General features: G+C 36.8%; 14 protein-coding genes. 8 read left to right on the top strand and 6 right to left on the bottom strand.

Annotated features, from left to right (window positions below):
- The first annotated feature begins 246 nt into the window (after positions 1–246).
- The 4 genes from AACQ49_RS13395 (at position 247) to AACQ49_RS13410 (ending at position 5,275) form a co-directional block, all read left to right on the top strand.
- Positions 247–1,323: a putative 2-aminoethylphosphonate ABC transporter ATP-binding protein gene (locus AACQ49_RS13395; protein ID WP_004249814.1), complete on the top strand. Its 1,077-nt coding sequence runs from the start codon at positions 247–249 to the stop codon at positions 1,321–1,323.
- A gap of 12 nt (positions 1,324–1,335) precedes the next feature.
- The gene (locus AACQ49_RS13400; RefSeq protein WP_004249813.1) at positions 1,336–3,027 is read left to right on the top strand and encodes a putative 2-aminoethylphosphonate ABC transporter permease subunit; all 1,692 of its coding nucleotides are present in this window, start codon (positions 1,336–1,338) and stop codon (positions 3,025–3,027) included.
- A gap of 45 nt (positions 3,028–3,072) precedes the next feature.
- Positions 3,073–4,083: a putative 2-aminoethylphosphonate ABC transporter substrate-binding protein gene (locus AACQ49_RS13405; RefSeq protein ID WP_004246580.1), complete on the top strand. Its 1,011-nt coding sequence runs from the start codon at positions 3,073–3,075 to the stop codon at positions 4,081–4,083.
- Between the two features lie 64 nt (positions 4,084–4,147).
- Positions 4,148–5,275, top strand: coding sequence for a TIGR03364 family FAD-dependent oxidoreductase (locus AACQ49_RS13410; protein ID WP_036908625.1), 1,128 nt, complete (start codon positions 4,148–4,150; stop codon positions 5,273–5,275).
- Between the two features lie 74 nt (positions 5,276–5,349).
- On the opposite strand, the gene AACQ49_RS13415 is transcribed toward AACQ49_RS13410, so the two are convergent.
- The 5 genes from AACQ49_RS13415 to phnX all read right to left on the bottom strand — a co-directional run bounded on the left by AACQ49_RS13415 (position 5,350) and on the right by phnX (position 7,621).
- Positions 5,350–5,754, bottom strand: coding sequence for a DUF1240 domain-containing protein (locus AACQ49_RS13415; RefSeq protein WP_161779088.1), 405 nt, complete (start codon positions 5,752–5,754; stop codon positions 5,350–5,352).
- 27 nt (positions 5,755–5,781) lie between these two features.
- On the bottom strand, positions 5,782–5,907 hold the full coding sequence (locus AACQ49_RS13420; RefSeq protein ID WP_202611309.1) for a DUF2645 family protein: 126 nt from the start codon (positions 5,905–5,907) through the stop codon (positions 5,782–5,784).
- A gap of 65 nt (positions 5,908–5,972) precedes the next feature.
- Positions 5,973–6,269: a DUF1240 domain-containing protein gene (locus AACQ49_RS13425; protein ID WP_049199589.1), complete on the bottom strand. Its 297-nt coding sequence runs from the start codon at positions 6,267–6,269 to the stop codon at positions 5,973–5,975.
- Positions 6,270–6,432: 163 nt separating this feature from the next.
- On the bottom strand, positions 6,433–6,720 hold the full coding sequence (locus AACQ49_RS13430) for a DUF2645 family protein (RefSeq protein WP_017628742.1): 288 nt from the start codon (positions 6,718–6,720) through the stop codon (positions 6,433–6,435).
- 88 nt (positions 6,721–6,808) lie between these two features.
- Positions 6,809–7,621, bottom strand: coding sequence for a phosphonoacetaldehyde hydrolase (phnX, locus tag AACQ49_RS13435; protein ID WP_161779089.1), 813 nt, complete (start codon positions 7,619–7,621; stop codon positions 6,809–6,811).
- 874 nt (positions 7,622–8,495) lie between these two features.
- On the opposite strand from phnX, the gene AACQ49_RS13440 reads away from it, so the two are divergent.
- Positions 8,496–9,629 carry a M20 family metallopeptidase gene (locus AACQ49_RS13440; RefSeq protein ID WP_161779090.1) on the top strand — a complete coding sequence of 378 codons (1,134 nt, stop codon included), beginning with the start codon at positions 8,496–8,498 and terminating at the stop codon, positions 9,627–9,629.
- 9 nt (positions 9,630–9,638) lie between these two features.
- The gene (locus AACQ49_RS13445) at positions 9,639–11,045 is read left to right on the top strand and encodes a YfcC family protein (protein ID WP_004246570.1); all 1,407 of its coding nucleotides are present in this window, start codon (positions 9,639–9,641) and stop codon (positions 11,043–11,045) included.
- A 92-nt stretch (positions 11,046–11,137) separates the two neighbouring features.
- On the opposite strand, the gene AACQ49_RS13450 is transcribed toward AACQ49_RS13445, so the two are convergent.
- Positions 11,138–11,776, bottom strand: coding sequence for a TetR/AcrR family transcriptional regulator C-terminal domain-containing protein (locus AACQ49_RS13450; RefSeq protein WP_004246569.1), 639 nt, complete (start codon positions 11,774–11,776; stop codon positions 11,138–11,140).
- A gap of 121 nt (positions 11,777–11,897) precedes the next feature.
- Here AACQ49_RS13450 and AACQ49_RS13455 point away from each other — a divergent pair, with 121 nt between their 5' ends.
- Positions 11,898–13,001, top strand: coding sequence for an HlyD family secretion protein (locus AACQ49_RS13455; RefSeq protein ID WP_161779091.1), 1,104 nt, complete (start codon positions 11,898–11,900; stop codon positions 12,999–13,001).
- Positions 12,994–14,514, top strand: a complete 1,521-nt coding sequence (locus tag AACQ49_RS13460) for an MFS transporter (RefSeq protein ID WP_161779092.1) — start codon at positions 12,994–12,996, stop codon at positions 14,512–14,514. The genes AACQ49_RS13455 and AACQ49_RS13460 overlap by 8 nt, the downstream gene beginning before the upstream one ends.
- Positions 14,515–14,574: the final 60 nt, after the last annotated feature.

A 14,574-nucleotide genomic window follows, 5' to 3' on the forward strand; every position in this document is an offset into this window, starting at 1 on the left:
AAATATATCGATGAAAATTAAAATAAAATCAATAAGGTGTCTTTTTAATGTAACGCCTAAAAATAATAGAGATGTTATTAATAATCTTTCTACAATATAAATTTAAAATCTATATTTTATCTTTGTAATAATAGTCTAGTGACTAGTCATTTAAAAAAAATATAAATCAGTTTTAAATTTTCATAAAACTTTAATCATTGTCGCTTAATCTCTAGTCAATCATCATAAATTGGCGTGGTAAGCGATATGTTACAGTTCAATATAAACTCACAAAATGGCTCAATGCCACATATTCGTGTAGAGAATATTCAAAAGAGATTTAATCAATTTATTGCTTTAGATGGTGTTTCTTTAGAGATTAAACAAGGCGAGTTAGTCTGCCTATTAGGGCCTTCTGGATGTGGAAAAACCACATTATTACGTTGTATTGCCGGATTAGAAACACAAGATCACGGTAGTATCTTTAATTACGATAACAACATCTCACACCTTCCCCCTCAAGCCCGTGACTATGGGATCTTATTTCAGTCCTATGCATTATTTCCTAACCTGACGGTACAGCAGAATATTGCGTATGGTTTAGCCGGTCAGCCTCGTAATGTGATTAAAGATCGCGTTAATGAAATGCTGGAGTTAGTTGGTTTACAAGATCGAAAGAAAAAATATCCCGGAGAATTATCTGGCGGTCAACAACAGCGCGTGGCATTGGCTCGTGCTTTGGCTCCTGCTCCTTCTTTACTATTACTGGATGAGCCAATGTCGGCATTAGATGCACAAGTGCGTGAACATTTGTGTGTGGAGCTACGTAATTTACAGCAAAGCTTAAATATCACTACGCTAATGGTCACTCATAATCAAGATGAAGCCATGCTGATGGCCGATAGGATAGCTGTAATGAATAACGGCAAGGTTGAACAGTACGGCAGTAGTGAAGAGATTTACAACCATCCACAAACACCATTTGTTGCAGAGTTTGTAGGAAAAGGTAACTGGTTACCTTTCAATAGAAATCAGCACGGTGAGGCGATGATTGGCTCACGAGAAGTCCAATTAAAACATACTGCAATACCTCATAATCAAGGGCGTCTCTTTTGTCGACCTGAATCAATCAAAATTAACCCAATACAAAACAAACATAATCAATACGATGCCAATATACAAAATGTGGTGTTTTTGGGAAGTCGTTGCATTATGAAGTTTGAATTAGACCATTTACCGGGACATTTATTACAAGCCGAGATCTCTGCTGCTGAGCTACATAGTATTCAAAACGGTAAAGTTAAAGTGACTTTACCGGCTAATGAACTACACATATTTGCGTAAGGTAGCGAGATAATGTCAGTGATAGTACCTACCAAATCTATTAATCGTTTAGATAGTTTGTTTGTTGCTGGTGGTAAGTTATTTATTATTTGCTTACTTACTCTTGGGGTTTTATTGCCTTTATTGGCTATTTTCTGGCGAGGTTTTACGCCTGATATATCACAAGGTGGTGGTTTTCAGGCCGCTATTGATTTGTTCACCAGTGCTAATTTTCTGTGGTTGGTGGGTAACAGTATTAGTGTTTCGTTAAGCGTTGCTGTTATTACAGTGCCACTGGCTTACCTGTTTGCTTATGCTCTACATCGCACCTTGATCCCTTTTAAATCCTTGTGGCGTGGAATATCACTATTACCCTTACTCGCTCCTTCTATGCTACCGGGTATTGCATTGGTTTATCTATTTGGTAACCAAGGGCTATTGCGTAGCTTACTCACAGAGAGTATTTATGGTTATTGGGGATTAGTGCTTGGTGAGGTGATCTACACTTTTCCTCATGCGCTAATGATTTTACTCTCCGCATTATCCATGTCTGATGCTCGTTTATTTGATGCTGCATCTAGCTTAGGGGCGTCTTCTTGGCGCACTTTTCGTAGTGTCACTTGGTCATCGAGCCGACATGGGATTTTCGCAGCATTGTGCTTGGTATTTACGTTAACTATTACTGACTTTGGTATTCCGGTTGTCGTCGGCGGAGATTATCAAGTACTGGCGTTAGAAGCCTATAAAGCCGTGCTTGGTCAGCAACAATTTGGCCGCGGTGCTTTAATCGGTATGTTGTTATTGCTACCTGCATTGTTGACCTTCGGTGTCGATGTTTGGTTACGTAAACGTCAACGTGATGCAATGAGCTCGCGTGCCCAATTCTATTTACCAAAAGCTAATTTTCAGCGTGACACGCTTTATCTAATATTTGTGATGCTTATTTGCGCGCTATTTTTATTGGTATTCGGTACGGCAGTTTACTCCTCTTTTATTCAGTTCTGGCCTTATAACTTATCGTTTTCGTTACGTCATTATAATTTTGAAGGATTGCCTGGGGGATGGCTCGCCTATACCAACAGTATTATTTTGGCATTTTACACTGCCACTATCGGCTGCTTTCTGATATTTATGGGCGCTTACTTAATAGAGAAAACGGCTTCTCACTCTTGGCTTAACAATCTGTTACGTATGCTAAGTTTTGTACCGATGGCTGTTCCGGGGTTAGTGTTGGGATTAGGATATGTATTTTTCTTTAACTTACCGAATAATCCACTGAACTTTTTATACGGCAGTATGGTGTTATTAGTGCTGTGCTCCATTGCACACTTTTTCACTACTGCCTATATGACTGCGAGCACGGCACTGCGCCAGTTAGATAAAGAATTCGAGGCAGCTTCATTATCCTTAAAAGCGCCTTTATATCGTCACTTTTGGCGTATCACTATTCCTCTTTGTTTGCCGGCATTATTAGATATTTATCGTTATCTATTTGTTTCTGCTATGACAACGGTTTCCGCGGCGATCTTCCTTTATAGCCCAGACACTATTTTAGCCGCGGTTGCGGTATTGAATATGGATGATGCGGGCAATATTGGTGGCGCGGCAGCTATGTCGACATTGATTTTAACCACCTCGGCAGGGGTTTCGATATTGTTATCTATTGCTTCGCAAGGTGTTATTCGCCGTACACAAGCGTGGCATCAGCGTGAAGCTAAGCAATAAATTTAAAGGTTTAATTCTCTCACATAGCAATACTAGGAAAATCGCATGATGTTAAAAAAACTGATACTTGCCACCAGCTTATTATTTTCTGCGGGAACGGTCTTTGCAGCGACTGAAATTACGGTATACACCGCAATAGAAAGTGAACAATTACAAGCTTATAAACAAGCATTTGAGGCTAAATATCCTGATATAAAAATAAAATGGGTAAGAGATTCAACGGGGATTATCACCGCTAAATTATTAGCAGAAAAAGATCGTCCTCAAGCCGATGTTGTGTGGGGATTAGCTGCATCAAGTTTAGCAATATTAAAAGCGCAAAATATGCTTGAGCCTTATGCTCCGGCGCAGTTAGATGATATTGATGTGAAATTTCGTGATAGCAACAACCCGCCAACTTGGGTTGGTATGGATGTCTGGGCGGCAACGATTTGCTACAACACGATAGAAGCACAAAAATTGGGGTTATCTAAACCCACTTCTTGGCAAGATCTCACTAAGCCTGAATACAAAGGCAAAATCGTTATGCCAAATCCGGCATCATCAGGCACTGGGTTTTTAGATGTAAGTGCTTGGTTACAAATATTTGGTGAACAAGAGGGTTGGGCATATATGGACAAGTTGCATCAGAATATTGGTCAATATGTTCATTCTGGCTCCAAACCCTGCAAAATGGCTGCATCGGGGGAATACCCGATAGGCATATCCTTTGAATATCCGGCGATCCAATTGAAACGACAAGGGGCACCACTAGACATCATATTACCGCAAGAAGGATTGGGTTGGGATATTGAAGCAACGGCGATAATCAAAGGAACTAATAAGCGAGATGCCGCGCAAAAATTGGCTGACTTTTCCGCCTCAAAGGAAGCGATGAAGCTTTATAGTGCTAATTTTGCTGTATTAGCCAATACCAGTGTACCCGTAAGCCAAACAGAATTACCTCGCGATTATGCTCAACGTTTAATTAAAAATGATTTTATTTGGGCTGCTGAAAAGCGCGACACCATTTTAACTGAATGGCGTAAGCGCTATGACGGTAAGAGTGCAAAATAATTATTTTTTACTTTATTAATTAATAGATAGGGTGCGATGCACTCTATCTGGTTTAGGGTGTCATATGAAATTTGATATTGCGGTTATTGGTGCGGGCATTATTGGTTTATCTCATGCATATGCAGCGGCTCAGCGAGGTTTACGTGTTGCTATTTTTGAGCGCAGTTACACGCCTGTGGGCGCTTCTGTACGTAATTTTGGTCACGGATTAATTTTGGGTCAAGCGCCGGGAAAAATGCTAGATTTAGCGAAAAATAGTCGTGAAATTTGGGCAACTATGGCCAAACAGGCTAAATTTTTAACGCGTCAAAAAGGGACTTATCTGTTAGCACGTACACAATCTGAGCACGCTGTTCTTGAAGCCTTTGTCGATGGTCGAGCTAAAACCTATGGCTATGATTGTGAATTACTTTCTAAAACACAATTAGCTACGGTTTATGGTGGTCAATTGCAACACCATAGAGCGGCATTGCATGGCAAAGAAGATCAGGTGCTATTTTCGCGAGAAGCGATCCCACAGTTAGCGGCTTATCTAGGCAGCTTAGCTAATGTAACGAGTTATTTTTCCACATTGGTACGGGATATTGATGTAGATACGGGGGCATTGATCACCAGCAATGGAACATTTAGTGCAGAAAAGATTATTGTCTGCTCAGGGCACGATTATCAAACATTACTGGCTGACGAAATAAAAAAGCTTGATCCTATAGTTTGCCGCCTGCAGATGTTGCGAGTGACAGCAGAGCAAAATATTGGATTGGCGCATGCGCTAATGACGGGATTAAGTTGTACTCACTATGGTGCATTTGCTGATTTACCTGAGGCACAGGCTTTAGCGAAAGAAATTAAAATGCAATCGCCGTTGATTGAGCAGTATGGTATTCATTTATTAATTACCCCGACTCCTTATGGCGATCTTATTATTGGTGATTCTCATGAATATAGCTTAGATGCACAGCCTTTTAACAGCGAAGAGGTTGATAACCTCCTGATAGAGTTAGCTGAGCATACATTAGGTTGTTCGGTTCAAGTAAAAGAGCGTTGGCAAGGGGTTTATGGGGCAAAAGGAAAGGAGCCGATTTCAATTTTAACGCCGAGTGAAAAAGTCACTGCAGTATTGATGCGAACGGGTTTAGGAATGAGTGTTGGGCCTGGTTTAGGTGAACAGAATATTCGTCAACTATTTGATTAATCTTGCATTAGGGATGTGAAGTTATTTTTTAATTATAATGTACAGGTTACGAAGAGAGAATAAAAAAGAGATGTCTATTTTTCACACATCTCTTTTGCAATAACATATTCATTTGGTGCAAAAGCAGATGATTTATAACAATTATAATAGCCTTTAGAGGTTAAATCGAGAGCGACATAAATTGAAAAGAAAAAGCTAAAAACGATACCAATTATTGCTATTCCTGCGCATATACCAGCTATTTTATTATTCATTCTTTGTGTTTTTTTTGTGTATCCACAAATAAAAATTAGATAAGAAAAATAGATAATCAAAGGGGCTGCAAAAAAAAACAACCCTGTTTGAAATGAGAATAGAATTCTATCTTTCATCATAAAATAGTTTTTGTAGTAGATTATGGAGTCATAGAAACAAAACAAAGCTAAAGAAAAAAGGAATATTGCAATTAAATACATTTTTAGAGAGTTTATTTTAACCATGACTAAAGTTTCCCTACTTTTCAGTTTTTAGCAAAAATTAAAACGTAAATAAAATGACCATATGATATATATAACAGTGATTGTAACATAACCCCATCTTAGTTTTTTATTTTTTCCTAAAAAAAGTAATAAAATACAAGGTGTTAATATCAATATAGGCTCAGTAGCATATCTGACTATGAAAACTATTAGTACACATTATCAGATTTAAGAGATATCTATTTTTTACACATCTCTTTTGCAATAACATATTCATTTGGTGCAAAAGCAGATGATTTATAACAACTATAATAGCCTTTAGAGGTTAAATCGAGAGCGACATAAATTGAAAAGAAAAAGCTAAAAACGATACCAATTATTGCTATTCCTGCGCATATACCAGCTACTTTATTATTCATTCTTTGTAACTTTTTTTGGTATCCTAAAATAAAACTATAATATGAGAAATAAAGTATTAGAGGCGTTGCAAAAACTAAGAGCCCTGTTTGAAATGAGAATAAGATCCTATCTTCCATTAGAAAATAGGTTATGTAGTAACTTGTTGATATATAAATTGAAAAAATGGCTATAAATAGAATTGCAATAGAAGATAATATCAATTTTACTGGTTCTATTTTTATCAAAACTAAATTTCTCCCATTGAGAAAGATGGCGTTGGGGGATAGGGAAGGTCAGTTTTCAGCAAAAATTAAAACGTAAATAAAATGACCATATGATATACATAACAGTGATTGTAACATAACCCCATCTTAGCTTTTTATTTTTTTCTAAAAAAAGTAATAAAATACAAGGTATTAATATCAATATAGGCTCAATAACATATCTACCATTGAGTGGCAGTTGACAAAGATTATCAATATCACCTTCACCAATCATCCATTCATAGTCAGATATGGAAAGAATATTAATCAATATTAATAAAAAAATAAAATATAGAAATATAAAAGTGCGGAGTATTATTTTCATATTAAAGAATACCTAGATATATCTTTATATTCTCTATTGACCAATTACGCCCATTACTGCTTTATTGGGCGTTGGTATTGGATAATAGTTACGGTTTTTGATTATTAGCGATCCTCTGATTAATATCTTCTATCACCGCAGGTAAATTGGCAAGGGTATCAATAATATAATGAGCACCAGCGGTACGTAGTTTATTTTCAGCAATGCGCTTACGGTTTTCTATTTCTGCCTGTTCCATTGTTTGATATTGTTCAAAGGTGGCACCAAACTCATTGCCTGAAACAGATAACCCGACAGTCCACATACCGGCATTTAACCCTTCGGCAATACCTGTTACTGCATCATCGACTTTAACACAGCGTGCTACACTCATTACACCCAGTTCAATCACATTCTTTAACGCCATCCAAGGGCCTGGGCGAGAGCCGGCGGCAATTTCATCACTAGCAACCACGCAATCAGGCTGATAACCATATTCAGCGGCTTTCGGTACTAATACATCCATGACGGCTTTAGGATAACCTGAGCAAGAGCCGATTTTAATTCCTTGTGCTCTTATGGTCGTGATAGCCTCAAGTGCTCCTTCAATCGGTTTAGCAAAATGTACCACTTGTGCAATTTGTAACGGCATAAAGGTGCGATAAATATGCTGTGCCTCTTTTTCACTTGGTGGGTGATCAAATTGGGCTGTCCAGCGAGTGCGAATATTAGGCTCGTTAAGTAAAGCACGAATATGATCGATTTTCCCCATCCCCATCGGCCCTCGTGCTTCTGATAAACTTATTTTAAAGTTAAAGGCTTGAGCAAAGGCATCGACAAAAATTTGTGTGGGGGCGAAAGAGCCAAAATCGACTACTGTACCAGCCCAATCTAAAATTACTGCTTCAACCGATTTATTCATATGTTTAGACCTACTATGTGAAATCATTATTAACGGCGAATGGGAAGAATGTAGAACATCCTACCATTAAAAAAATGGGTTATTGTGATGTCAATTTTAAGGGGGATTTATGACATAGGTATGTCATCACAATAAATTCCACCGCAAAAGCAGCTTGGCTCTCAACGTTAGATACTAAAAAAAGTAAATAAAACTAATATAAAACACGATTTTAAGATCATCATTTAACGCATAAAAAAAAGAGTGATTTTATTTATTAATCAATAAATTTTATTAGATAAGATAAAATACCTTTTATTATCATACATATTTTATATTGTATGATAAATTTATTACCGAGTTTTATTGTATTGTTCTTTCATCAAATAAAATTGAAAATAAAAGTTTTTATTTTAATAATAGAGCGATTTTTCTTAATCCAGTGTGTTAAAAAATTATTTTATTGGTTTTATTGTTTGTTTGATAAAAAATAATTTGGTTTTATTTTGTTTTTTTAGGTTTTATCAAAAAATAAAATAAATCTATTTAAAATAATGCTCTCTAAAAACAAGATAAAATAGTAAAAAGTATTTTATCTTAAACCTCTTTTCTATTTTTCAATGTTCTTATTAGCTTTAGATTATTTTATCTATTTCTATCATGTGATTTCTAGCAGATCTTATTCTATTTAATTAATTGTTATTATGGTTTTAAAAAATAGATGCAATCATATTAAATATATGTAAAGTTTAATGTGATGTCATTGATAAATAAATCCACATTTTATTTTAAGGCTAATGCTTTTTATCAAGCATTTTATTGCAGTTGATAAAGGCCATCTTGATTCAAATATCTAGCTAAAAAAGACAAATTATAATTACAAGAGGTAAATAAAATGCAACACACAATTAATTCGCAATATGATGAAATGGTTGATTTTCTAAAGGAGTTAGTGAATATCGATAGCGGCTCTTATGATAAACAAGGGGTTGATACAGTCGCTGATCTTTTAATTCAACGCTACCAAAAATTAGGTTTTGTTGTTGAAGTATTTGAAAATGAACAACTAGGGAATAACTACCGTTTAGTTCATAAAGATGCCACAAACCCACAAATTTTTATTGCTGCACATTTAGATACCGTATTTCCTAAAGGAACAGTAGCAGAGCGTCCATTTAGTATCGATGGCTCCCGTGCCTATGGCCCCGGTATTATTGATATGAAAGCTAGCCATGTTTTAACTTACTATGCGATTAATGCACTCAAACAAAGTGGCGATCTCTCTTATCAAAATGTTGAAATATTGCTTAACTGTGATGAAGAAATAGGGTCAAAAACATCGCGTCATTTAATTGAAAAATATGCCAAAAATAAAGCTTATGCATTAATTATGGAACCTGCTCGTGCGAATGGTGCCATTGTTAGCGCTCGTCGAGGTGTTGGAACTTATGAGCTGTTGATTGAAGGTAAAGCATCTCACTCAGGTATTGCACCAGAAGCAGGAATTAGTGCTATTCAAGAGCTCTCATACAAAATTCAGGCTTTACATGCGCTTTCTCGCCATGATGAAGGTCTTTCCGTTAATGTCGGACTGATTTCTGGTGGTACATCTGTCAATACGGTTGCACCCCATGCACGAGCTGAAATCGATGTGCGTATTTCAACGGATGAGCAGGGTATTGAAATTGATAAGCAAGTCAGAGAAGTTTGTAGTCAACCTGTGTTAGCGGGGGTTAAATTAACGCTAAAAGGTGGCATTAATCGCCCTCCAATGGTGAAAACACCTGAAAGTGCCAATTTAATAGAAATCATTAAACAGCAAGCGGATTTTATTGGCTTAGCTATTGAAGATATTTCAACCGGGGGAGGATCTGATGCCTCATTTACTGCCGGTGTCGGTACGCCAAGTGTTGATGGTTTAGGCCCTATTGGTGGCTATCAACATAGTGATAAAGAATATCTCGATTTACCGTCATTGACCGAAAGGACAGTGCTATTTGCAAATGTTATTAAGCGTCTGTCTCAATAAGGTGAATGTATGGAAAAGAGTAAAAAAATAAAATGGGCTATGCCTGATGCCTTTATTATTATTTTTGGCATCGTTATTTTAGCGGCCATCGCCACCTATTTGATCCCCGCGGGAAGTTATCAGCGGGAAACCGTTAATGGATTAAACCGCGTTGTCCCTAATAGCTTTAATTATGTTGCACAAAATCCAGCTTCATTGATGGATGTGTTTTATGCAATCCCTGTAGGGTTAAAACAATCTGCCAGTATTATTTTCTTGATCTTTATGATTGGTGGCGCGATTGCCATTTATGATCGCACCCGTGCTATTGATTCAGGTATTAATGCGCTTATTGTTAAAACCAAAGGTAATTATCAAGCTCTTATTATTACGGTTGCTTTTATTTTTGGTATGTTGTCATCCCTTGGGCTTGCGGCCAATGCCGTTATTGCGTTTATCCCTATAGGAATAGCCCTTTCGCGATCAATGAAACTTGATGCTATTACGGGGGTTGCAGTTGTTTATTTAGGCTATTATGCAGGTAATGCGGTTGGTGTATTAGATCCAACTATTTTAGGTACTGCACAAACATTAGCTGAAGTTCCTCTTTTTTCTGGTGTTATTTTTCGAGTTGTATTATTCGCTATCTTAATTGTTGTCACTATTGCTTATATTGTCTGGTATGCCAGACGTATTGCGAATGATCCAACGACCAGTTATATGTATGGAATAGCTAAAGATGATCCTGATTATGAACAGCCACACACTCAATCATTAGATAGCACCTTCTCATTGAGGCAAAAATTGAGTTTGGTGGTATTTATAGCGTTTATTGGATTGTTTTTATATGGCGCTTTTGAATATAAATGGGGGATTGAACATCTATCAGCCATTTTTATTATGATGAGCATTGTTGTGGCGGCTATGTTTAAAATTGCCCCTAATGACTATATCAAAACCTTTATGAAAGGTGCTCAATCTTTAGTGTATGGGGCATTGGTGGTGGGGATCGCCAGAGCGGTTATTGTTATTTTAGATGAAGGACGAGTGCTTGATTCTATTGTACAAGCCACATTAGTGCCATTACAGCAAACCTCTCACTTTTGGGGCGCTCAATTACTTTATTTCTTTAATTTACTGTTTAACTTGCTAGTCACATCAGGAACGGGACAAGCATCGATTGTTATGCCTATTATGGTGCCTATTCTCGATATTCTTGATCTTACACGTCAAACCGGTGTCCTTATTTTAAAACTCGGTGATGGCTTTACCAATATTATTACCCCAACATCAGGTGTACTTATGGCGGTACTGGCGGTAGGTAAAGTGCCGTGGACGCGTTGGGTTAAATTTGTATTCCCTATTTTAATGATTTGGGTTGTGATAGGTATGGCTGCAATTGGTATTGCTACCGCAATAAGTTATGGACCAGTGTAGCTTTGTACTAACGGATTATTAACGATAAATAGGTTATTAAGTATAAATAAAGTGCCGTTTGTTTAGTTACAAACGGCCTTTTTAAACCAACCTCATGGTGTCATCAGTTGGTGTTCAAACCCTGTAACTAATTGCTCTAAGCCAAAATTAAAACGCATAGCAAAATCATCAGCAAAAAGAATTTCTCTTACTTGCCAAGTTTGAGGGTATTTATCACGTACAATTTGTTCAAAAGCGAGTCGTTTTTGCATTAAAATTTCACTATCAATAAGCGTGATAGCTTGCTGTTCAATGCAACACCCTAAAATAAAATAGAGTAAGGTCATCGACATATTGCTCGCTAACTCAGCAGATGCACCAGACTGCATAATTAAAGTAATAAGCGTATTGTTTATACGTAACACATTCTCAGAAATCACATAGGTTCCGGCAAAAACTCTAGCACCATCACGATGTTGTAAAAAAGCTTCTCTTAGCTCTGTTGCTAGACGTTTTAGATCCGCTTTCCAATCTTGGCTATAGTGAAAATCAACAGCGACTTCACTGACTATACGATCTGCCATTCCCTCAATAAGCGTTTGTTTATTATCAAAATGCCAGTAGAGAGAGGCGGCTTTTATATGTAATGCATCTGCCAGTTTTCGCATTGTTAAGCCTTCAATCCCTTCTTTTTCCAGCAAAGAAAGCGCCGTATCCAACACATTTAATCGATCAATTTTAGGGCTTTTCATAAATAATTCTCATTTTCCTCTTTTCTATCTAACAATGTTAGTTTAACATATTTATTAAACCTAACAATGTTAGATTAAAGCAAAAGTTAAATATCACTAAGCTTCGCTTAGGAGTAGAAAGATGGAAAATATTCAATCAAAAAAAGAAAAAATCATGCAGTTAGTTATGGTTTATACACCTTGGATCACTGTGATATGTGTTGTTGCGTTTATTGGTATAGCGACTGCAGATTGGGATCGCTGGTGGAGTGATGCTCGTTATCAAACAACAGATAACGCTTACATAAAAGCGGACTCAACGATATTGAAATCACGAATGACTGGGTTTATTTCTCAGATTAATAAAGAGGATTACAAAGTAGTAAAACGTGGTGAGGTCATTGCTGAAATTAATAAGAAAGAACAAATATTAAATCGGCAAGCGGCATTAGCAGAGTATCAAAAAGCCCAATTAGCTTTAGATAATCTCACTGAAGAAATTAAAGAATATCAATTAAATATTGAGAAATTAGCTAATCGTTATCAAGCATCAGTTATTGATGTTACCCAAGCTAAGCGCAGTCCAATGTTGCGTAAAGATTTAATTAATAGTGGGGCAATCACACAACAAAATTATTTAGATGCTCAATCTGATTTGCAACGTTTAATGAAATTACAAAGTGCTGCGAAAAATGAGTGGGATCAGGCTAAACAAGCACTGGTATTACTAAAATCTCAAGAAAAAATACGTCTGGCACAAAAAGATATCGCTCAAACACAGTATCAGCAGGCTGAAACGGAGCTTTCATACGCGACTATTAAGGCTCCTTTCGATGCGCAATTAAATAAAATAAAAGTCAATATCGGTAGCCTTGTGACTGCGGGTAGCGAAATTGTGACTTTAACACCGATTAACAATGTATACATTATTGCCAATTTAAAAGAGACACAAATAAAAAAAGTACAGCCAGAACAATCTGTTGCTATCAAAGTTGATGCTTTTCCTACCGATGTTTTTTCAGGAAAAGTGAGATATATCGGCGCACAAAGTAGTGGTGAATCAGCTCTTATTCCTGCTGATAATGCCAGTGGTAATTTTACTAAAGTAGTACAACGTATTCCGGTTTATATCACGCTCAATAGTGATAACCGACACTTAGCTAAATTAAGAGCGGGTATGTCTGTGCAAGTGAAAATTGACACAGAAAGCCTTCCTGTAGAGGAGGAGGGGGATCGCAGTGATTAAATTATTATCAGCAGCACAAAATCATCGTCCTATTTTTGTTGTTATGGCTGTTTTTACCGGGGCTATTTTATCAACACTCTTTGTACGTATGTTTTCTATCTCGTTAGCGGATTTAAGAGGCGTGTTTGGTTTAGATGTTGCCCAAGGATCTTGGTTGAATGTGGCTCTTAATATAGCTCAATTGATCAGTATGACTCTTGTACCTTGGTTTATGGTGGTTTATGGCGCAGAAAAAATATTAATCAGTGCGAGTTTTATCCTTTTTTGTTGTGGATTAGCGGTTCCCATAATAGGACAACAGATTGGTTTTGGCGGACTTTTTATTGCTCATTTTATGATTGGATTTTGTATCGGAGTTTATTTGCCGATGACGATTTCATTAGCCTTAAAAAGTTTAAATCCCAGTGTTTGGCTAATCGTTATGGCGGCTTATAGCTTACGTGTTTCTGTAGGAATGGATGCGGGAGTGGGGATCTCAGGAGAATTTGTTGACATATTGAATTGGCGTTGGATTTATTGGTTATCCGCTATTTTCACCTTAGTCATCCTATTTTTTACCTGGTGGGGAATGCCACTCTCACCTATTAATAAATCATTGCTCGCTCAAAGTGATTGGGGAGGAATGGCGCTTAAATGCTTAGGATTAACGCTATTATATATTGGTGTCGTTCAAGGTGAATTATTAGGTTGGTGGGATTCTGGGCTGGTCGTGTCTTGCTTAATCGGTAGCGCTATACTGATGGGGACATTTATTATTAGAGCTTATATTTATAAACAAAGCTTTGGCCACTTAAATTGGATCAAAGATAGTAATTTACGGCTCTGCTTTATTATTGCCTGTTTATATGGCTTTTTGATGTTACCTAATTCGTTATTTATACCTTCATTTTTGAGTGTTGTTGGTGGGTTGAAACCACTACAAATAGGTCAAGTTACCAATCTTGCCTTCTTTATCTATCTATTATGTAGTCCAATAGCTATTTTTCTTGCACGGCGTTTAGAGCCACGATTAATGATGTTAATAGGTATTATGATTATTGGAGGTGCATGTTTAATCGGTCATCAAATTGATTATCAGTGGCGAGCTAATGATTTCTTTATTGTCATATCTATGCAAGCAATGGGGGAATGTTTGCTACTTATCGGATTAATTGCCTCATTTGTTACTAATATCAAGCCACAAGAAGCGTTACATTTAGGGGCATATATTTCGATAGCGAGAGTATTAATGCCAGCCCTTGCAGGAGCTATTATCAATACTTATTTGAGGATCTCATATGATACTCATTATGATTTGTTAAGAGGATACATACAAACTGGTGAGCAAAAATTAGCAGGGAATATTACTGAACATTATCAAACAACGATGGCATTAGTAATAAGAGAAGCACATGTTGCCTCTTTTATTGATGGTTTTGATTTGATTATGCTCTTGGTTATTTTAGGTGCTCTTTGTATGTCATTTTTAAAATCGTCACCAGAAAATCCGGTAGTCCCAAGGCTAGTAAAATAAAAAACTGCCTGTTTTAGTACAGGCAGAAAATAAAATAAGAATAATATAATAGGAGAGAAA

Origin of the sequence: Proteus sp. G2675, from assembly GCF_963886535.1 — a bacterium.
GTDB classification, from domain to species: Bacteria; Pseudomonadota; Gammaproteobacteria; order Enterobacterales; family Enterobacteriaceae; genus Proteus; species Proteus mirabilis.

Coding starts and splice junctions, on each gene's coding strand:
- AACQ49_RS13405 (WP_004246580.1), top strand. CDS start 3,073: ATGATGTTAAAAAAACTGATACTTGCCACCAGCTTATTATTTTCTGCG.
- AACQ49_RS13395 (WP_004249814.1), top strand. CDS start 247: ATGTTACAGTTCAATATAAACTCACAAAATGGCTCAATGCCACATATT.
- AACQ49_RS13430 (WP_017628742.1), bottom strand. CDS start 6,720: ATGAAAATAATACTCCGCACTTTTATATTTCTATATTTTATTTTTTTA.
- AACQ49_RS13440 (WP_161779090.1), top strand. CDS start 8,496: ATGCAACACACAATTAATTCGCAATATGATGAAATGGTTGATTTTCTA.
- AACQ49_RS13455 (WP_161779091.1), top strand. CDS start 11,898: ATGGAAAATATTCAATCAAAAAAAGAAAAAATCATGCAGTTAGTTATG.
- AACQ49_RS13415 (WP_161779088.1), bottom strand. CDS start 5,754: ATGGTTAAAATAAACTCTCTAAAAATGTATTTAATTGCAATATTCCTT.
- AACQ49_RS13425 (WP_049199589.1), bottom strand. CDS start 6,269: ATGGAAGATAGGATCTTATTCTCATTTCAAACAGGGCTCTTAGTTTTT.
- AACQ49_RS13445 (WP_004246570.1), top strand. CDS start 9,639: ATGGAAAAGAGTAAAAAAATAAAATGGGCTATGCCTGATGCCTTTATT.
- AACQ49_RS13410 (WP_036908625.1), top strand. CDS start 4,148: ATGAAATTTGATATTGCGGTTATTGGTGCGGGCATTATTGGTTTATCT.
- AACQ49_RS13450 (WP_004246569.1), bottom strand. CDS start 11,776: ATGAAAAGCCCTAAAATTGATCGATTAAATGTGTTGGATACGGCGCTT.
- AACQ49_RS13400 (WP_004249813.1), top strand. CDS start 1,336: ATGTCAGTGATAGTACCTACCAAATCTATTAATCGTTTAGATAGTTTG.
- phnX (WP_161779089.1), bottom strand. CDS start 7,621: ATGAATAAATCGGTTGAAGCAGTAATTTTAGATTGGGCTGGTACAGTA.